The sequence below is a fragment of the Sulfitobacter pontiacus genome, assembly GCF_040790665.1.
Classification (GTDB): Bacteria; Pseudomonadota; Alphaproteobacteria; order Rhodobacterales; family Rhodobacteraceae; genus Sulfitobacter; species Sulfitobacter pontiacus.
Map to the genome: position 1 here is coordinate 2,556,061 of NZ_CP160849.1, position 19,579 is coordinate 2,575,639.

Annotated in this window: 18 protein-coding genes, 1 tRNA gene and 1 riboswitch; of the genes, 6 read left to right on the top strand and 13 right to left on the bottom strand. The window is 62.2% G+C overall.

Annotated features, from left to right (window positions below; genetic code table 11):
- Positions 1-89 precede the first annotated feature (89 nt).
- From AB1495_RS12630 to AB1495_RS12640, 3 genes are all read left to right on the top strand, one after another.
- Positions 90-1,187 carry an alkene reductase gene (locus tag AB1495_RS12630; RefSeq protein WP_074635054.1) on the top strand — a complete coding sequence of 366 codons (1,098 nt, stop codon included), beginning with the start codon at positions 90-92 and terminating at the stop codon, positions 1,185-1,187.
- 295 nt (positions 1,188-1,482) lie between these two features.
- The gene (gene lon, locus AB1495_RS12635; RefSeq protein WP_074635053.1) at positions 1,483-3,894 is read left to right on the top strand and encodes an endopeptidase La; all 2,412 of its coding nucleotides are present in this window, start codon (positions 1,483-1,485) and stop codon (positions 3,892-3,894) included.
- 160 nt (positions 3,895-4,054) lie between these two features.
- On the top strand, positions 4,055-4,420 hold the full coding sequence (locus tag AB1495_RS12640) for an HU family DNA-binding protein (RefSeq protein WP_074635052.1): 366 nt from the start codon (positions 4,055-4,057) through the stop codon (positions 4,418-4,420).
- Between the two features lie 201 nt (positions 4,421-4,621).
- Here AB1495_RS12640 and AB1495_RS12645 read toward each other — a convergent pair.
- Positions 4,622-4,697: transfer RNA gene (locus AB1495_RS12645), tRNA-Val, on the bottom strand.
- A 370-nt stretch (positions 4,698-5,067) separates the two neighbouring features.
- Between AB1495_RS12645 and AB1495_RS12650 the strand changes: the two genes are divergently transcribed.
- On the top strand, positions 5,068-5,877 hold the full coding sequence (locus tag AB1495_RS12650) for a crotonase/enoyl-CoA hydratase family protein (RefSeq protein ID WP_009826810.1): 810 nt from the start codon (positions 5,068-5,070) through the stop codon (positions 5,875-5,877).
- Positions 5,878-5,889: 12 nt separating this feature from the next.
- On the opposite strand, the gene AB1495_RS12655 is transcribed toward AB1495_RS12650, so the two are convergent.
- From AB1495_RS12655 to thiD, 10 genes are read right to left on the bottom strand one after another with little or no spacing between them, the layout of a single operon-like run.
- On the bottom strand, positions 5,890-6,663 hold the full coding sequence (locus AB1495_RS12655) for an ABC transporter permease (RefSeq protein WP_074635051.1): 774 nt from the start codon (positions 6,661-6,663) through the stop codon (positions 5,890-5,892).
- A complete protein-coding gene (locus AB1495_RS12660) occupies positions 6,660-7,385 on the bottom strand; it encodes an ABC transporter ATP-binding protein (RefSeq protein ID WP_074635050.1) in 726 nt (241 codons plus the stop codon). The genes AB1495_RS12655 and AB1495_RS12660 overlap by 4 nt, the downstream gene beginning before the upstream one ends.
- Positions 7,382-8,065, bottom strand: a complete 684-nt coding sequence (gene tenA / locus AB1495_RS12665) for a thiaminase II (RefSeq protein ID WP_074635049.1) — start codon at positions 8,063-8,065, stop codon at positions 7,382-7,384. The genes AB1495_RS12660 and tenA overlap by 4 nt, the downstream gene beginning before the upstream one ends.
- On the bottom strand, positions 8,062-9,000 hold the full coding sequence (locus AB1495_RS12670; RefSeq protein ID WP_074635048.1) for an ABC transporter substrate-binding protein: 939 nt from the start codon (positions 8,998-9,000) through the stop codon (positions 8,062-8,064). Before AB1495_RS12670 ends, tenA begins: the two co-directional genes overlap by 4 nt.
- Positions 8,987-10,009, bottom strand: a complete 1,023-nt coding sequence (locus AB1495_RS12675; RefSeq protein ID WP_074635047.1) for a ThiF family adenylyltransferase — start codon at positions 10,007-10,009, stop codon at positions 8,987-8,989. Before AB1495_RS12675 ends, AB1495_RS12670 begins: the two co-directional genes overlap by 14 nt.
- Positions 9,988-10,584: a thiamine phosphate synthase gene (locus AB1495_RS12680; RefSeq protein ID WP_037944071.1), complete on the bottom strand. Its 597-nt coding sequence runs from the start codon at positions 10,582-10,584 to the stop codon at positions 9,988-9,990. The genes AB1495_RS12675 and AB1495_RS12680 overlap by 22 nt, the downstream gene beginning before the upstream one ends.
- The gene (locus AB1495_RS12685) at positions 10,581-11,354 is read right to left on the bottom strand and encodes a thiazole synthase (protein WP_074635046.1); all 774 of its coding nucleotides are present in this window, start codon (positions 11,352-11,354) and stop codon (positions 10,581-10,583) included. Before AB1495_RS12685 ends, AB1495_RS12680 begins: the two co-directional genes overlap by 4 nt.
- Position 11,355: 1 nt before the next feature.
- A complete protein-coding gene (gene thiS / locus AB1495_RS12690; RefSeq protein ID WP_005853074.1) occupies positions 11,356-11,553 on the bottom strand; it encodes a sulfur carrier protein ThiS in 198 nt (65 codons plus the stop codon).
- Entirely contained in the window at positions 11,537-12,532 is a 996-nt protein-coding gene (locus AB1495_RS12695; protein WP_074635045.1) for an FAD-dependent oxidoreductase, read from the bottom strand. Before AB1495_RS12695 ends, thiS begins: the two co-directional genes overlap by 17 nt.
- Positions 12,529-13,335, bottom strand: a complete 807-nt coding sequence (gene thiD / locus AB1495_RS12700) for a bifunctional hydroxymethylpyrimidine kinase/phosphomethylpyrimidine kinase (protein ID WP_074635044.1) — start codon at positions 13,333-13,335, stop codon at positions 12,529-12,531. The genes AB1495_RS12695 and thiD overlap by 4 nt, the downstream gene beginning before the upstream one ends.
- A 67-nt stretch (positions 13,336-13,402) precedes the next feature.
- Positions 13,403-13,503: riboswitch (TPP riboswitch) on the bottom strand.
- 560 nt (positions 13,504-14,063) lie between these two features.
- Here thiD and AB1495_RS12705 point away from each other — a divergent pair.
- On the top strand, positions 14,064-15,254 hold the full coding sequence (locus AB1495_RS12705; protein ID WP_037944075.1) for a TAXI family TRAP transporter solute-binding subunit: 1,191 nt from the start codon (positions 14,064-14,066) through the stop codon (positions 15,252-15,254).
- A gap of 101 nt (positions 15,255-15,355) precedes the next feature.
- A complete protein-coding gene (locus tag AB1495_RS12710; RefSeq protein WP_074635043.1) occupies positions 15,356-17,293 on the top strand; it encodes a TRAP transporter fused permease subunit in 1,938 nt (645 codons plus the stop codon).
- A 36-nt stretch (positions 17,294-17,329) separates the two neighbouring features.
- Here the strand turns inward: AB1495_RS12710 and arsJ are convergent, their stop codons facing one another.
- Complete coding sequence (gene arsJ / locus AB1495_RS12715; protein ID WP_074635042.1) at positions 17,330-18,583, bottom strand: organoarsenical effux MFS transporter ArsJ; 1,254 nt, start codon at positions 18,581-18,583, stop codon at positions 17,330-17,332.
- A complete protein-coding gene (locus AB1495_RS12720; RefSeq protein WP_074635041.1) occupies positions 18,580-19,578 on the bottom strand; it encodes an ArsJ-associated glyceraldehyde-3-phosphate dehydrogenase in 999 nt (332 codons plus the stop codon). The genes arsJ and AB1495_RS12720 overlap by 4 nt, the downstream gene beginning before the upstream one ends.
- Between the last annotated feature and the right edge of the window lies 1 nt (position 19,579).

Here is a 19,579-nt window from a genome sequence, read left to right on the forward strand (position 1 = left end):
ATGGAATAAACCTTCCGCCCCGTCCTTGCGATGACGGGGCGGAAGGTTAGGTGCTGTAGACAAGAAACAACACCGCAAAGGAGTTTTCCATGACCGAGGCATTATTCACCCCCCTGAAGGTCGGTGGCATCGAGGCCGCGAACCGCATTGTGATGGCCCCGCTGACCCGCAGCCGCGCCAATGACGACAGTGGCGAAGTCGGCGACATGCACGTCGAATACTACGCGCAGCGCGCCGGTGCCGGGATCATCATCACCGAAGCGTCCCAGATCAGCGCCGAAGGCAAAGGCTACATCAAAACCCCCGGAATCTACACCGAAGGGCAGGTTGCTGCCTGGAAAAAGGTGACGGACGCGGTGCACGCCAAGGGCGGCAAGATCGTGATCCAGCTTTGGCACGTGGGCCGGATCAGCCATGTGGACATCCAGCCTGACGGACAAAAGCCCGTCGCCCCCTCGGCCATCGCGGCAGAGGTGAAGACCTTTACCAAAGACGGAATGACCCCGACATCTGAACCGCGCGCGTTGGAGTTGGACGAGATGCCGCGCATTGTCGCCGATTATGTCCACGCAACCAAGATGGCGCGCAAGGCAGGCTTTGACGGGGTCGAGGTCCACGGGGCGAACGGCTATCTGCTGGACCAATTCCTGAAAACCTCAAGCAACCAACGCGATGACGCCTATGGCGGGTCGGTCGAGAACCGCGCACGGCTGCTGTTCGAAGTGCTGGACGGTGTCGTAAACGCATGGGACGGCGATCACGTCGGCCTGCGCCTGTCGCCTTTCTCGCCTGCGAACGGCATCGCGGATGATGACCCGCAAAAGACGTTCACCTACGTCGTGGATGCGCTGAACAAGTACAATCTGGCCTATCTGCACATGGTCGAAGGCTCGACCGGCCAGTCGCGCGATCTGGACAGCGGCGAAGACCTTGGCAAGCTGCGGTCGCTGTTCAACGGCGTCTACATGGCTAATAACCTTTATGACCGCGACATGGCGATCGATGCCGTGGCCAGCGGCAAAGCTGATCTGGTGGCCTTTGGCCGGCCCTATATCGCCAACCCCGATCTGGCAAAACGGCTCGAACTTAACGCACCGCTGAACGAGGGGGATACGAAAACCTTCTATGCCGGTGGCGAAGAGGGCTATACCGATTATCCCTTCCTCGAAGAGGTCGCGGCAGAGTAAGCCCGTTAAACGCGAAAAAGCACATTTCCGGCCCGTTTTTTGTCATTCGGGCCGGTTAACCAAGGTTCTTGGCGGTTTTCGCGGATAATCATACGATCCGCGCTTGTCTGTCCGCCGGTGGCGGTTCATTCTAGGGCGACCCTTACGCCAGATGGCCCGCATACGAACGGATCACAGCATCATGGGGATTGAAACAGGCGGGTAGGGTCCCCAGATATCCTACTCAGAACAGGAGATGAACGAACGGTCGCCTAAGATAGGGGCCAGTGTCATCTTGCAGTATAAGGAAAAGAGCATGTTAGAGCCTCTGAACGCGTCCTACCCGGTATTGCCTTTGCGCGATATTGTGGTGTTCCCCCACATGATTGTACCGCTTTTCGTGGGCCGCGATAAATCTGTGCGCGCCCTCGAAGAAGTCATGGCCGATGACAAGCAGATCCTGCTGTCGAGCCAGATTGACCCCGGCGTGGATGACCCCGATTCCGATGGTATTTTCAACACCGGCGTCTTGGCGAATGTGTTGCAACTGCTGAAGCTGCCCGACGGCACCGTGAAGGTGTTGGTCGAGGGGCAGGCGCGGGTGCGCATCACGGAATACCTTGAAAATGATAGCTTCTTTGAAGCCTCTGCCGAATATCTGACGGAAGAGCCCGGTGACGAGACCACCACGCAGGCGCTGCTGAAGTCCGTCGCCGAAGAATTTGAGCGTTATTCCAAGGTCAAGAAGAACGTCCCCGAAGAAGCGCTGTCGGCGGTGACCGAAGCGTCCGAGCCTGCACGTCTGGCCGATCTGGTCGCGGGGCATCTCGGCATCGAGGTCGAGCAGAAACAAGACCTGCTTGAAACCCTGTCCGTCTCCGAGCGGCTCGAAAAAGTATACGGGCTGATGCAGGGCGAAATGTCGGTTCTGCAGGTCGAGAAAAAGATCAAGACCCGCGTCAAATCCCAGATGGAGAAGACGCAGCGCGAATACTATCTGAACGAGCAGATGAAGGCCATTCAGAACGAGCTTGGCGATGGTGAGGACGGCAAGAATGAAGTCGCCGAACTGGAAGCCCGCATTGCGGACACCAAGCTGAGCAAAGAGGCCAAAGAAAAGGTCGACGCCGAGCTGAAGAAGCTCAAGAACATGTCGCCCATGTCTGCCGAAGCCACCGTGGTCCGCAACTACCTCGACTGGATCCTGTCGATCCCGTGGGGCGTGAAGTCGCGCACCAAGAAAGACCTTGGGAAAGCACAGCAGGTGCTGGACGATGATCACTATGGCCTTGAAAAGGTTAAAGAACGCATCGTCGAATATCTTGCCGTGCAACAACGCTCCAGCAAGCTGAAAGGCCCGATCATGTGCCTTGTCGGCCCTCCCGGTGTGGGTAAAACCTCGCTTGGGAAGTCTGTTGCCAAGGCGACGGGGCGCGAATTTATTCGCATCTCGCTGGGGGGCGTGCGTGACGAATCCGAGATCCGCGGTCACCGCCGGACCTACATCGGCTCCATGCCCGGCAAGATCATCCAGGCGCTGAAAAAGGCGAAAACCACGAACCCGCTTATCTTGCTCGACGAAATCGACAAGATGGGTCAGGATTTCCGTGGCGACCCCGCGTCGGCCATGCTCGAGGTGCTTGATCCGGAACAGAACGGCACATTCGTCGACCACTACTTGGAAGTGGAATACGATCTGTCGAATGTCATGTTCCTGACCACGTCGAACAGCTACAACATGCCCGGGCCTTTGCTTGACCGGATGGAGATTATCCCCCTGTCTGGCTATACCGAGGATGAGAAGCGCGAGATCGCGAAACAGCACCTTGTGGCCAAGCAGGTCAAGAACCACGGTTTGAAGGCAAAGGAATTTGCCATTGAAGACAGTGCGTTGACCAGCATGATCCGCTACTACACCCGCGAGGCCGGCGTGCGGAATCTTGAGCGCGAGATCGCCAAGGTTGCGCGGAAATCGCTGACCAAGATCGTCAAGAAGGAAGCCGACGAGATTACCGTAACGGGCGACAACATCGAGGATTTCCTCGGCGTGAAAAAGCACCGCTACGGCTTGGCCGAGCTTGAGGATCAGATCGGTGTCGTAACTGGATTGGCCTATACCTCGGTTGGGGGCGAATTGTTGCAGATCGAAGCCCTGCGCCTGCCGGGTAAAGGTCGGATGAAAACCACCGGCAAGCTTGGCGATGTGATGAAGGAATCCATCGACGCGGCCAGCAGCTATGTACGGTCGATCAGCCCCAAGATCGGGGTGAAGCCGCCCAAGTTCGACACGCTGGATATCCACGTCCACGTGCCCGATGGTGCGACGCCGAAAGACGGCCCCTCTGCCGGTCTGGCAATGGTGACATCGATCGTGTCGGTGCTGACCCAGATCCCCGTGCGCCGCGATATCGCGATGACGGGGGAGGTGTCCTTGCGCGGGAATGCGATGCCAATCGGCGGCTTGAAAGAAAAGCTGTTGGCGGCGCTGCGTGGTGGGATCACAACGGTTCTCATCCCGACCGAGAACGAAAAGGACCTGCCGGATATCCCGGATAACGTGAAAGAAGGGTTGACCATCATTCCCGTCAAACACGTGTCCGAGGTGCTGAAACATGCGCTGGTCCGCGAGCCCGAAGCGATCGAATGGGATCAGGAGGCAGAAGATGCCGCCGCAGCCGCCGCGCTGGCCCGTCGCAATGCTGCAGGGGATAGCGCGACAGCGCATTAAGCAACGATCAAACCTACATCAGGCCGCCCTTCGGGGCGGCTTTTTTCGTGCGCACGTCCCCGATTTTCGCGCAGGGGTGCGTCATCCCCAAGCACCGCTGGATTTCCCCCGGTGGCCCCGCTAGGGTTTGATGAAACCTTCCCAACGGACGAGACGTCAAATGACCACGCCCAAGAAAACCACCACGCCTAAACCAGCCGCACCCGACACCGCCGCAGCACCCGCCGTGGTCGAAGCACCGCGCCCTGTGATCCTCGGCCCCGTGATGCGCAAGAAAGAGCTGATCGACACAGTTGTCGAAAGGTCGGGCGTGAAAAAGCGCGATGCGAAGCCCGTCGTTGATGCCATGCTCGCCGTATTGGGCGAAGCACTGTCGGACAGTCGCGAGCTGAACTTGCTGCCGTTCGGCAAGCTGAAAGTGATCAACGAGAAAGAGCTGAAAAACGGCAAGATGATCCGCGTCAAAGTGCGGCAGGTGACACAGGGGCAGGGCGGCGGCGATACCGCTGATCAACCCGAGGACTGAGGGCGAAAATCGCTTAAAACTTTCGGCGCAAAGTTACGACGCCCGCAGCAGCCCTTCACCTTGGTGAGGGGCTTTGTCGTATCAAGGGCTTCACCTTGCTGACGCCACGGGCCGCGCAGGCAATCCCTTGACATCAAACGCATAAAACCCTGTCGCCGTCGGCGTAGGTTGCGTTGGTAGAACTGAATTGTGGTGGTGGAATGGTGGGTCGTGAGAGGCTCGAACTCCCGACATCTTCGGTGTAAACGAAGCGCTCTACCAACTGAGCTAACGACCCGGTAGCGCTCTACTACCCCAAGGTTCAGCCGGGGTTCAACCCCATTTTTGCCGCCCCGGTGATTATTTTCGATTTTTTTCTGACGGTGCCCCGGATTGGCGCGGATTCACACGGTAACATTGCGTTTTCAAACGGTTTTGCTGCCTCCGGCAGATTGCGACGGGCCGAATCCTTGCGCGTCGGTTACCCTTGGGGAAGTCACCGCGCTGAAATCGGCGGATGACCGATAGACGGGCTGTGTTTGGCGCGCTACTCAATGCACAGTCACGTAAAAGGTGGGAGTGCCTTTTGCATATATTCAGCAAGCCCTTGCAGCAGCAAGGCAGCGGGGCCGACCACAATTGCCGGCCCCATAGGAGGAGGAATTCATATGGCCGTTCAGATTGATCCGACCAGCTACCGTAACCTGGACATCAAGGCGCATGACGATGGCGTCTGGGTGGTGACCCTGAACCGTCCCACCAAACGGAATGCCCTGGACATCGACACGATCGAAGAGCTGGTCACCTTCTTCTCCGCCGCACCGCGCGCGGGTGTACGTGCAGTGGTACTGGCGGGCGCGGGGGATCACTTTTGCGCCGGGCTTGATCTGATCGAACACCATGACGAAGACCGCAGCCCTGCCGATTTCATGCACGTCTGTTTGCGGTGGCACGAGGCGTTCAACAAGATGGAATACGGCGGCGTGCCCGTGATCGCCGCATTGCAAGGGGCCGTTGTCGGCGGCGGGCTAGAGCTTGCCAGCTCTGCCCATGTGCGGGTGATGGACCAAAGCGCGTATTTCGCGCTTCCCGAAGGCCAGCGCGGGCTGTTCACCGGCGGGGGGGCTACGATCCGTGTGACCGATCTGGTCGGTAAGGCGCGGATGATCGACATGATGCTCACCGGGCGCGTCTATCAGGGGCAAGAGGCCGTCGATCTGGGCCTTGCGCAGTATATCGTCGAAGGGTCCAGCATGGACAAGGCGATGGAACTGGCGCGCAAGGCGGCGCAGAACCTGCCGCTGTCGAACTTTGCGATCTGTAGCGCGGTAAGCCATATGCAGAACATGTCGGCGATGGATGCCGCCTATGCCGAAGCCGTGGTCGCCGGTGTGGTCAATACGCAGCCTGACGCGCGCGCCCGCCTTGCGGCCTTTGCCGATAAAAGCGGCGCGCGGGTGCGGCCCAACGCGGAATAAGAACCGAAAGGATCACGCGCGGGTGCTGCGCGTGATCCCGCCTTCGCTGCGGCCTTCGGCATAGCGGGTCAGTCGTTGCGCCAGCAGCCCGACAGAGAGATGCAGCAGCACCGTCAAACAGGCGAGCATGATCAACGCGGCGAACATCAGGTCGATCTTGGCGCGGCCATTGGCCAGCAACATCAGATAGCCCAGCCCCTTTGACGCGCCGACCCATTCGCCAATCACCGCCCCGATCGGCGCATAGACCGCCGCCAGCCGCAGCCCCGTCGCAAGGCTTGGCAGCGCGTGGGGGATTTGTACGTAGCGCATGAACCGCAACGGTCGCGCGCCCATCGATTGCGCCAGATCGCGGTAGCCATCTGGCACGCGGGTCAGCCCGTCGTGAAAGGCGGATGTCACCGGGAAATAGATGATCAACACCGCCATCACGATCTTGGAGCCCATGCCATAGCCGAACCACAGCGTCAGTAACGGGGCCAGCGCGAAAACCGGCACGGCTTGGGTAAAGACCAGCAGCGGCAGCAGCAAACGCTCTGCCGTTTTGGACAGCGCCAGATGGATCGCGGTGACAGCCCCCAAGGCGGTGCCGATCAGCAGCCCCAGCAGCACCTCGACGGTGGTGACCCATGCGTTCTCGATCAGCGTCTCACGGGCGCGATATGCCGCCTGCGCCACGCGCCACGGCGAGGGCAGGATATAGTGCGGCGCGTCGGTCAGCAGCACCGCGGCCTGCCAAAGACCAAGCCCCAGCAGGATCGCAAGCGGTATGTCGTATCGTCTCATGCAGGCACCCCCCGCAGATGGGACAGAAGCGCGCTTTGGCAGGCCCAAACCTCGGGCGCGGTGACGGGGCGCGGCGCCCGAAGCGCGGGGACGGGCCAGCTTTGCACGCCCGTGGCCGAAAGGATCAGGATGTGGTCGGCCAATCTCGCCGCCTCTGCCGGATCGTGGGTGACCAGCAGCACGGTCCGCCCGTGCAACAGCTCTGCCGCGAGCTCTTGCATCGCGGCGCGGGTGCCCGCATCCAGCGCCGAGAACGGCTCGTCCAGAAAGACCACCGCGCGATCCTCCAGCAAGGTCCGCGCCAGCGCTGCCCGCTGCCGCATCCCGCCCGACAAGGCGGCGGGTTTCTTATGGGCATGATCCTGCAGACCGACCCGCGCAAGCATGGCGGAGGCACGGTCCCTGTCAGGCGTGGTCCCACGCAGCCGGTCGCCGATCATGATGTTGTCGATCACCGTAAGCCACGGTAACAGCAGGTCGGATTGCGCCATATAGCTGATCCGCCCCGCCAGCGGTTGCCCGTCAGAGGCGGTGATCGTGCCGTCAAATGCGCCGCCCGTCTCAAGCCCCAGCAGCAGCCGCAACACCGTGGATTTGCCCACCCCCGACGGGCCGAGCAAGCAGGTCCACGCCCCCGCGGCCAGGGTCATATCCACGTCAAACAGTCGGCGCGCGTCAATCCGGTGTTGTCCCGTCAGACGCAGCGCGGGCGGCGGGGTCATGGCAGGTCCAGCCCCATCTGCCAGAAGCCGACCTCTAGCCGTGTGGCCGTGGAAAAGCGGTTTTGCAGGGCCGCGCGACGGGGGGCGGTTTCAAGGTCACCGATCCGCCGCGCAACCGCCGCGTCGACCATCGCGCCCACCGTCTGGCACAGCGCCTGATAGTCGGGGTCGGCGTAGGTCTCGATCCACTCGGCATAGGGCGTGTCGGCGCTGCGGGTCTGGGCCAGGCGCTGCCCGATCTCCCCATAGCCCATGACGCATGGCAAGAGCGCCGCCATCAGATCAAGGAAATCCCCCTGCATCCCGGCATCCAGCACATAGCGCGTATAGGCGAGGTTGGCGGGGGTTTCCGTTGCGGTGAAAAGCGCCGCTTCGTCGATACCCGCCGCAGCACAGGTGCGGATATGCAGCGCCATCTCGTGATTGACCAGCGCATCCACCGTGGCGGCGCAGGTCTTCATCTCTTCCATCGTTTCCGATTTGACCACCGCCATAGACCAAGCGCGAGAGAAATGCACAAGGAAAACATAATCTTGGATCAGATAGTTCACAAAGCAACGGCGCGGCAGGCTGCCGTCGCGCAGCCCTTCGACAAAGGCGTGGTGGGTGTAGTCTTGCCAATCCTGCGCCGCAGCAGCGCGCCACATCGCGAAGCTGCGGCCATAGTCCGGCGCGGTCATCGGGCGGTCACATCAATGGCGATGGTCGACACGGGCGAGATGTCGGGGATCAGGCCCGCGTCATGCAAGAACGTCTCGAATGTGGCGTAGCGTCCGGCATCCATCGCCGTGGGGCGCAGGGCGAAACGGGGCAGCGTGTCTTTCCACGCGCGGGCATTCAGCTCGTCCTGCAGATCGGCAGAGGTGGCGGCGAAAACCTCCCAGCTTTCTTCGGGGTGGTTCACGATATATTGCGTCGCTTTCTCGGTCGCGGCCAGAAACCGCGCGATCATGTCCTTATCCATCGTGTCGCGGTTGGCGACGTAGATCAGCTCGTCATAGGGCGGCAGACCCTCTTCCTCGACGTAGAAACAGGTGCCATCGACGCCTTCGATATCCATCTGGTTCAGTTCGAAATTGCGGAAGGCTCCGATGACCGCATCCACCTGACCGGACATCAACGACGGTGACAGCGACCAGTTGACGTTTACCAGCTCTACATCATCCAGCGACAGCCCGTGATGGGTCAGGATCGCGCCAAGCACGGCCTCTTCGACACCGCCGACAGAGAATCCGACCTTTTTGCCCGCCAGATCCGCAGGAGAGGCGATGGGACCATCGGTCAGCGCCAGCAGGCAGTTCAGCGGCGTGGCCACCAGCGTGCCGACCCGTTGCAGGGGCAGACCTTCGTGGATTTGCAGGTGCAACTGCGGCTGATAGGAAATCGCAAGATCCGCCTTGCCTGCGGCGACCAGTTTGGGCGGGTCAGAAGGATCGGCGGGGGCGATGACCTCTACGCTCAGGTCCTGTTCGGCGAAGTACCCTTTTTCCTGCGCCACGATGATCGGCCCGTGGTCGGGGTTCACGAACCAGTCCAGCAGCAAGACCATGTCGTCCTGCGCCAGCGCCGGGCCAGAGGTCAGCGCCAGCGCGGCCAGAATGTTACGAAGTTTCATCGGTTTGTCCTTTCAACGGGGAAGGCTCGCCCATGGCGAGCAGGGTAATGGGGCCATGCCAGTAGCTGGCCAGATGGGTCGCCGCCTGCCACGCGCGCAGGCCCGAACGGCAGGCGATCACCGCACGGGGTTGATGTGTCGGGCGGGGAGCGTTGCGGAGGAAATCGGGCAGGGTGATGTGCTGCGCTGTGGGTGTCGCGGATGTGGGGGCCTCATCCGGCCCACGCAGATCGACGACCCAATCGCTTGCGCGGATCTGCGAGGGCGCGACAAATCCGAAACCGTGGTCAGGCTCCGGCGCGGTATCAAATCGGAAGCCGCCAAAACGATAGGAGGCAAGATCAAAGCTGATCAATTGCCCCAAAGGGGACGGCGACAGTCCAAGGAGGCAGGCCAGCGCCATCTGTGCTTGTGCGGCACCGATCGTGGCGACAACCGGCCCCATCACCCCCGCCGTGTCACAGCTGGCCGCGCGGTCCGGCAGATCGGGGAATACCGCCCGCAGCGACGGCGCGCCGCCGCAGAACCCGCCAACATAGCCGCCAAACCCAAGGGCCGAGGCGCTGATCAGGGGCAGGTTCGCATGCAGGCAATGATCCGACAGCACATAGCTTGCTGCGAAGCTGTCGGCGCAATCCAGCACGAGCGTCGCATCATGGCACAGCTTTGCCACGGTATCCGGCCCAAGGGTCACGGGGTGGGCCACCACGGTACACGCGCTGTTGCGCGCGGTTAGGGCGCGGGCGGCGGCGGTGACCTTGGGCGTGCCGATATCGGCTTCGGTAAAGAGCGTCTGGCGGTGCAGGTTCGACAGGGCCACGTCATCACCGTCCACCAGCGTGATATGCCCCACACCGGCCCCTGCCAGCAGGGGCAGTACCGGCGCCGCCAGCCCGCCCGCGCCGACCACCACCACCCGCGCCGCCGCCAGCGTCTCTTGGCCCGATGGGCCGACCTGCGGCAGGATCATCTGGCGGGCATAGCGGTTCATCGGGTTGCCCCCAGCCATGCAGTGATGCGATCCTCGGGCGAGGGGTTCAGGGTGATGTCGGTCACCGCCGCGACGCAATCGGCACCGGCATCAAAAGCACCCGCCGCGCGGTCGACCGACATGCCCCCGATGGCCACAAGCGGGGTCTGCCCCACCCGCTCACGCCAGTCGCGCAGACGGTCCAGCCCCTGCGCGTGCCACTTCATTTGCTTCAGGATCGTCGGGTAGATCGGGCCGAGGGCGATATAATCGGGGCGCAGGTCCAGGGCGCGGGTCAGTTCGGCCTTGTCGTGGGTGCTGATGCCCAGACGTGCGCCCGCATTGCGGATGGCGGTGAGGTCGGCGCTGTCCAGATCCTCTTGTCCCAGATGGATAAAATCACACCCTTCGTCGAGCGCGATACGCCAGTGATCGTTGATGACAAGGGTACAGTCGTGTTTGGCGCAGATCGCCTTGGCCTGCCGGATGTCGCGCCGCAGGGCAGGGGCGGGCGTGTCCTTGATCCGCAGTTGCACCAGTTTGATGCCAAGGGGCACCAGCCGCTCCAACCAGGCGGCGCTGTCGAAGATCGGGTAGAAACGGTCCAGGGTCATTCCAGAAACGCCTTTCCGATCAGGGGGGTAGAGGGCGCGGCCATATCGCGGGGCGGCATCGGGTCCGCATCGGCCGCAAGCTGTCCGGCGCGGATCGCGGTGGCAAAGGCCTCGGCCATGGCGGCGGGGTCACCGGCTTTGGCGACAGCGGTGTTCAGCAGCACCGCGTCAAATCCCAGCTCCATCGCCTGTGCGGCGTGCGAGGGCAGGCCGATGCCCGCGTCGATCACCAGCGGCACGTCGGGAAAATGCGCCCGCATGGCGCGCAGCCCGAAAAGGTTGTTCAGCCCCATCCCCGACCCGATGGGCGCGCCCCAGGGCATCAGCACCTCGCAGCCCGCCCGCAGCAATCTATCCGCGACCACAAGGTCTTCGGTGGTGTAGGGAAAGACCTGAAACCCGTCCTCGCTCAGGATGCGGGCGGCCTCGACCAGACCGAAGACATCTGGCTGCAACGTGTCCTCCTCGCCGATGACCTCGAGCTTGATCCAGCGCGTGTCGAACACCTCGCGGGCCATATGGGCGGTGGTGACGGCCTCTTTCACGCTGTGACATCCGGCGGTGTTGGGCAGCACATGGACGTCAAGCGCGCGGATCTGTTCCCAGAAGTCCTGACCGGCGCGATCCCGCCCGCTTTCGCGCCGCAGCGAGACCGTCGCCACCGCCGCCCCGCTGCGCGCAAAGGCGTCTGACAGCACCTTGGGCGAGGGGTATTGCGCGGTGCCCAGCATCAGACCATTGGCAAGGGTTTCTCCGTAAAAGGGGCGCATCTCAGCCTCCTTGCATGGGGGCGAGCACTTCGATGCTGTCGCCGGAGGACAGGGGGTGGCTGGCCCGCAGGCTGGCGGGGATAAAGCTGCCATTGACGGCGGTAGCGACTTTCGCGCCGCCAAATCCTTCGGCCTCTAGCAGGGCGGCAAGCGTGGGCGCGTCACTGTCGAGCGGGGCACCGTTAAGCTGTAGTTTCATGGAAAATCTCCGGTGTTTTGGCGTCAAGGATCAGGTCCGCCACCATGGTCGCCAGCGCGGGGGCGAGCAGGAAACCGTGGCGATACAGACCGTTGGCGCGGATCAGATTGCCCTGCCGTTCGATGCGCGGCAGGTTGTCGGGGAAGGCGGGGCGGCTGTCGACGCCGATCTCTAGGATCTCGGCCTCGCCAAAGGCGGGGGACAGTGCGTAGGCCGCGCTCAGCAGTTCAAGCACGGACCGGACGCTGGCATGGGCACCGGCGCGGCCTTCGACCATTGTGGCCCCGAGCATGTAAATCCCGTCACCGCGCGGCACGACGTAGATCGGCACACGTGGGTGCAGCACGCGGATGGGGCGGGTGATCTCGATGTCGGGGCAGGACAGCAGCGCCATTTCCCCCTTCACGCCGCGCAAATCAGGCAGATCGGCGCGCGCGTGATAGCCGCGGCAATCAACGACGAGGCCGTCTTGCGCCAGCGCTTCGGGATCGGCCTCGCCTTGTTCGAAACTGGCCCCATCGGCCACCAGCCCGCGCCACAGCTCTGCCAGCGCAATGCGGGGCGACAGGTGGGCCTCGGTCTGGAAATAGAGCCCTTTGGCAAAGCGGTCGCCAAGGTCGGGTTCAAGCGCCGTGATCTCCGCGCCGGTCAGGGTTTGGTGGCTTGTCGTGCGACGGGCAAAGCGGGTCAGATCGCTGCTGTCCCGCGCCGGAGAGATCACAAGCGACCCGCGTCGGCGCAGCGATGTGGTGCGCTGCCCCCACCAATCTGCGGCGCTTTGGCCCAGCCGGATCACGGGTTCCTCGGCGCTTTCACTTTCGCAAAACGGGGCGAGCATGCCGCCAGCCCACCAAGAACACCCTTGCGGGCCGGGCTGGCGGGCGCGGTCGATCAGATGCACGCGCATCCCGCGGTCCAGCAAGACACGCGCGGTACACAGCCCCGCGACGCCCGCGCCGATGATGGTGACCTGCGTCATGACCAGACCGCGTGGAAGTGATGCACCGGCCCGTGGCCCGTGCCGATCTCAAGTTGATCCGCGGCGATGATGGCGCGGTGCAGATAGTCATGGGCGGCCTGTACCGCCGCGCCAAGGGGGTTGCCGTGGGCCAACCCCGCGGCGATGGCCGCGGCGTAGGTGCATCCCGTCCCGTGGGTATTGCGCGTGTCGATGCGCGGCGCGCTGAGCCATGTGACACGCTCTGCGGTGACCAGCGCGTCGCTACAGATATTGCCCGCGCTATGGCCGCCCTTCATCAGCACCGCCTTCGGCCCCATCTTTAGCAGCGCGCGGGCCTGCGTGACCATCTGGTCGGCGCTGTCGGCCTCGGGCTGGTTCAACAGGCGGGCGGCTTCGGGCAGGTTGGGGGTCAGCAGATCGGCGCGCGGCAGGATATCCGCGACCAGCGCTGCGACGGCGTCTTCTTGCAACAGCGCATCGCCGGATTTTGCGATCATCACCGGATCGACCACGATGGCCCCCCGAAACGCGGAGAGCGCAGCGGCCACCGCCTGAATAATCTGCGGAGAAAACAACATGCCCAGTTTGATCGACTGCACCGAAAGATCGGACAGCACCGCATCGATCTGGGCCGCGACGATGGGGGCGGGGATCTCGTGTACCGCGCTGACGCTGCGCGTGTTCTGCGCGGTCACGGCGGTGATCACGCTGGCGGCATAGACACCATTGGCCGACATCGCCTTGATATCGGCCTGAATACCGGCACCGCCGCCGCTGTCGGATCCGGCGATGGTCAGGGAAATGGGGGTCGTCTTGGTCACATGCTCGCCTTTCGGTGGTGGGCAAGCAGACGCAAGAATGAGCTTTGTGGCGTGGACCTAAGGCCGATGCACAAAGATACCCGTTCCCTACGCCGGTATTGCCCGGATCAGGTTCGACGGGTCGGTGCACGCACCTCTCAGCCCCCTAGGGCACCCCGACGGATAGATGTTGGAACTGCGGCCCCCGTGGGGGTGTGCAGCGTCGTTGCTTTAGGCGTAGCCAAGTTCGGCAAACGGTGCAAGCCGCAAAATATTCAACCAAAGGTGGCGATATTTTGGGCAAAACGGGTGCGGTTTGGACAGCTCTCCTGACGCTTGTCAGCCGAAACAACGCCTCGTAACCCAAAGCAACGTAACGTCACATTTCCCATATTCTGCGGTGTTAACCCTTTGGCATCAGCAAACTAGGGGTGATCGCGCAAAGACCCCGCGTGGCTGCGGTATCAAGTTCTGTTCTGCGGTATTGGCATCGAAATATCTTGCCCCTAGGCTGATTGACAGATTGAGTCGGATACCCTCGGGAGGAGGGGGCCGACACTCGGGGGGATGCGTTTTCTGGCCCGTTTTACGGGTCATACCGGACGCGTCGCGACAAGCATTGGGAGGTGCTGCGTGACATCTGCAAAGATCACATCTGCGTCCTGCGCATGGGCATCCGCAGCTTTTGCGGTGCCCGTGATCCTGCGATCCCGAACAATCCAAAGATGTACAACAGGGAGAGAGACCACATGAAGAATATGACACGTTTTGCCAAGGCCGCTGTCGGGTCCTTTGCGGTATCCATGGCGCTTTCGGGCGTCGCGATGGCGCAGGAGTATGAGTGGCCGCGCATGCTCGTGATTGCCACGCCGGGCACGTCGACAGGCAGCTTTGCCTCGACCAACGGTTGGGGGCCTGCGTTGCAAAAGGAAACCGGCACCACCGTGCGGATCGTTCCCGAAGACAGCGAGCCTATGCGCTACAAACGTTTGACCGACCGCGAAGATATCGCGATCGCGTCGGTTTCCGCGTCGGAAATGGCGTTGCAAGCGGAAGGGGTCGGCGGCTACGCCTCGGCGAAACCCATGCCGCAGCGGATCTTGTGGCACCACAACGACACGCCTTGGGGCTTTGTTGTGGCTGGCGATTCCGAGCTGCAAAGCCTTGAAGACATTGGCAAAGGCGGCGTGCGTGTCACCTCTGGCGTGTTCTCGCCCGCGATTGTCTCTGCGATCACACAGGCCCTGCCTGCCTTTATCGGCATGACGCCAGAAGAAGCACAGGAAAAGATCGAATTCGTCCCGGCCTCCAGCTACGGTGAAAACTGTCGTTCGGTTGTCGAGGGGAAGTCCGATGTGGCCTATTGCTCGCCGATCTCTTCCGTTCTGTCCGAAATGGAAGGCGCACCGGGCAGCATTCGCTGGCTGCCGATGGACCCCGCCAACAAAGAAGGCTGGGACGGCTACCTCAGCTACCGCCCCATGACGATCCCTTCGACCATCTCTATGGGGGTGAGCACCGCCAAAGGTGTCGAATCCATGACGTCGAACTTCGTCTATGCCGTGCCGGTCACCGCAGAAGAGGATTTCGTCTATAACATGGCGAAGTGGATGAATGAATCCCACGACAACTACAAAGGATCGCACGCGCTGGCGACCCGCATGTCGCTGGAGCATTTCCGCAACTTCCTGGATGCCAACCCGATCCCTGTGCACGAAGGCACGGTGAAATACCTGCGTGAAATCGGGGCGTGGACCGAAGAAGACGATGCCTGGAACAACGAGGCCATCGAGAAGATGGACGCGTGGATCGCGGCACGCAACGCCGGCATGAAAGAGGCGATGGAGCAGGGCGTCGAGATGAATTTCGAGAACCAGGAGTATCTCGACATTCTGGCCAAGCACACCGACGGGCTGGAGCCGTTCCGCTCGCGTCTGTAACGCCGCGCCGGACCGTCATCGACGGCATAAGACAGGACGGAGCACAACGTGCTCCGTCCTCCTAAGACACTGCCACAGCGCCCTTATTTTCAGGATCATCCATGTCAGCAACACAACACCCTCCGGCGGCTGAAACGGCTGTCGAACCCTCGTCCGAGACGACGCGACTGGGGGGATTATTCTCGTTCACCAGCATCGCTTTTGTGTTGCTGTGTACCTTTGGCCTCGGGATGGGGCTGGCCTATGTATTCGGCGTTCCCATCGGCGGGCGGCGCCTGATCGAGGGGCAGTACTACTGGGTCTTCATCGGCACCTTCCTTGCGGCGGCGTTCATCGCGCTGCCAGCGGTGAAATCGCACACCCATGTACCGATCTATGACATCGTGGCGGCCGCCGTGGGCTTTGGCATCTGCATGTGGTTTTCCATGTATGCATGGGAGATCGTGCAGGCGGGCTGGACCAATTTCTACGCGGGCGTCGTGCTTTGGCTGCTGATGCTTGAAGTCGCGCGCCGGTCGGGGGGCATCCCCTTCTTGCTCGTGGTGCTGGTGCTGGGGCTTTACCCGCTGGTGGCCGATTACTTCCCCGGTTTGCTGATGGGCATCCCCTATACGTTTGAACGCATGATCGAGGCGCATGTCTTCCGCACCGAAGGGTTGATGGGCATCACCACCAAGATCGTGGCCGAGATCGTGCTGGGCTTTCTGGTCTTTGCGGGCGTGCTGATCGCCACGGGGGCGGGGCAGTTCTTTATCGATCTGGCCAATGCGGGCTTTGGCAAGTACCGCGGCGGTCCAGCGAAAGTATCGATCGTGGCCAGCGCCTTTTTCGGGTCGCTGTCGGGGTCGATTTTCTCGAACATCGCGGGCACCGGGTCGATCACCATTCCGACCATGAAAAAGGTCGGCTACCCGCCTCATTACGCTGGCGCGATCGAGGCCTGTGCCTCGACCGGCGGGGTGGTGATGCCGCCGGTGATGGGGGCGATTGCCTTTGTCATGGCGATCACCATCGGTGTGGATTACGCGACCGTGATGGTGGCCGCGATCCTGCCGTCGGTGTTGTTCTACTTTGGCCTGATCCTGCAAGTCGACGCCTATGCCGCGCGCAAGGGGCTGGTGGGGATGAAACCCGAAAACCTGCCCTCGGCCCGCGAGGTGATGAAGCGCGGCTGGCCCTTCCTGCTGGTCATGATCTTTCTGGTCTGGGGCCTGCTGTATATGCGGTGGGAATATTACGCCCCGTGGTACGCCAGTGCGCTGATGATCGCGCTGAGCTTCCTGCAACGCGAGACCATGATGACACCTGCGCGCATCTTTGAAACGCTGCGCCAAGTGGGCACGCTGGTCACACAGACCGCAGCGATCATCCTGCCGATCGCCTTTGTGGTCAGCGCCTTGACCATCACCGGTGTGACAGGGTCGATGACCTCGGGGCTGGTCGCTTTGGGCGGGGATAACGTCTATCTCGTGATCGCGCTTGGGGTTTTGGCCTGCTTTATCATGGGCATGGCGGGGCTTGCGATTGTGGCCTACATCTTCCTTGCGGTGACGCTGGCACCCGCGATCATCGAAATCGGCGGGTTGAACACGGTCGCGGTGCACTTCTTCATCGTCTACTACGCGATGCTGTCGGTGATCACGCCTCCGGTAGGGGCTGCGGCGTTTCTGGCGGCGACGATTGCGGGGGCCAAGCCGATGCTGACCTCCTTCACCGCGATGCGGCTGGGGGTGGTGATCTACTTTGTGCCGCTGTTCTTCCTGTTCCAGCCTGCGCTGGTGCTGCAGGGCGATCTGACGCCGCTGGTCTATGTGCTGCCGTCGATCATCATCGGCATCACGCTGCTGTCCGGCGGGCTTGAGGGCTATCTGCTGGGCGTCGGTATGGTGCGGCCTTGGCTGCGCCTGCCGCTGGGGATCGCGGGCTTTGCCTTCAGCTTTCCGGGGCTGACGACGACGCTGGTCGCGGGGGTCGCCTCGGCCGTGCTTGTCGCGGTGATCTGGCGTGACAACCGCAACGGCGTGGTTGCGGTCCCTTAAGATTGGGCGCGCGGGGACATCCCCGCGCGCCGCAGTTCATGACGTTTGCGAAGGGCGCAGCTGTGCCGTCCCCAAGGCGCTCAGCGCCAGCATCAGCGCCGCGGTGCCAAGACACAGCGCCAGCCCCCCCAGTTGATAGGTGAAGCCTGACAAAAGCGTGCCTACCAACCGACCGGCCGCGTTGGACATATAGTAGAACCCCACATCCATCGTGACCCGCTTTGCATCCGTAAAGCTGAGGATCAGATAGGAATGAAGCGCCGAATTCACCGCGAAAATCGCACCGAACACCAGCAAACCGATGACAATCGTGACCGTCAACGCGGGGGAAGGCGCAGGCGTGATCCAGACCAGCGCGGCAAGCACGGCAGGCACGACGACCAGCGCAAGGTTCCAGTGGCGGGCCTGCGCGAGCGTGTCGCCCTCGGTCCGGCCTGTGGCCCGCAGTATCTTCGGGGCCCAGCCTTGCACGGCCCCATAGAGGATCGTCCACACCGCCATAAAGCTGCCGATCATAAAGAAAGCCTCCCGCTTGCTTTCGACGCTGCCATCGGAGAGCACGGCGTAGAAATAGATCGGGATGCCCACGACAAACCACACGTCGCGCGCCCCGAAGAGGAACAGCCGTGCGGCGCTCAGCCAGTTGATATTGCGGTTCTTGGACAGGACTTCGGTAAACTTGGCATCCTTGCGCCCCACCGGCAGGCCCGCGGGCATACCGATGATGACGCCGATCAGGATCACAAACAGGATCGCCGCCATCACCAGCGTCGACGGCACAAACCCCAGCAGCGCCAGCATCCCCGCACCCAGCAGAAAGCCAGCGCCCTTGACCGCGTTCTTCGATCCGGTGAGCAGTGCGACCCAGCGGAACAAGCCGCCCCCCGTGGTGGGGGCCAGCAGCTTGACCGCGGATTTAGAGCTCATCTTGGCCAGATCCTTGGCCACGCCCGACAGCCCCTGCACCAGCATGACAAAGACGACCGAGGCGGCGACGCTCCATGCCGGATCAAGCTGTGTCAGCGCCAGCAGCGCGACCACTTGCAACGACAGCCCCGCATAGAGCGTCGAGGTCAGCCCGAAGCGCGCCGCGATCCAGCCCGCCGACAGGTTGGTGACCACGCCCGCGATCTCGTAGAGCACAAACAGATAGGCCAGCTGTACCGGAGAGAACCCGAGCGTGTGAAAATGCAGCAGCACCAGCATCCGCAGCGCGCCATCGGTCAGCATAAAGGCCCAATAGGCGGCGGTGACAGTGATATAGGCGGTAAAACCGGCAGGGCGTGTCACAGCTGGCCGCCCACCATCAGCGCCACATCCACCAGACGGTACGCATAGCCCATTTCATTGTCATACCACGCATAGACTTTGACCTGTGTGCCATTCACCACCATCGTCGATGGCGCATCCACGATCCCGCTGCGGGTATCATTGGTGTAATCCGACGACACGAGCGGGCGTTCCTCAAAGCCCAGAATGCCCTTTAGCGACCCCTCGGCGGCGGTTTTGAACAGGGCGTTGACCTCTTCCACACTCGTCTCACGCTCCACCTCGAACACGCAATCGGTGATCGACGCGTTCAGCAGCGGCACCCGCACGGCGTGGCCGTTCAGCTTGCCGGTCAATTCAGGATAGATCAGCGTGATCGCCGTGGCGGACCCCGTGGTGGTGGGGATCAGGTTGGTCAGCGCCGATCGGGCGCGGCGCATGTCCTTGGCGGGGCGGTCCACGATGGTTTGCGTGTTGGTCACGTCATGGATCGTGGTGATCGACCCGTGTTTGATCCCGATGCCTTCCAGCAGCACTTTGACAACGGGGGCGAGGCAGTTGGTGGTGCAGCTCGCCGCGGTGACGATGCTGTGCGTGGCTGGATCATAGGTGTCGTCGTTCACGCCATAGACGATATTCGCCGTCGGCCCGTCCTTGACGGGGGCAGAGACAACAACCTTTTTCACGCCCGCCTCGAAATAGGGGGCAAGCTTGGCCTCTGTCTTGAACGCACCGGTGCAGTCGATCACCACATCCACCCCCTCCAGCGGCAGGTCTGTGATCGATTTGGTGCTGGTCACGGGGATACGCGTGCCATCGATGGTGATCGCATGATCTTCTGCGCTGAAGGTCGCAGGCCAGCGCCCGTGAACGGAATCAAATTCGAGCAGATGGGCGTGCATCTCGGGGTCGCCAACGGCGTCGTTGATAAAGGCGATCTTGGCCCCCTGTTCCAGCAAGGGCCGCAGGGCGAGTTTTCCGATGCGGCCAAGGCCGTTCAAAGCATAGGTTGTCATG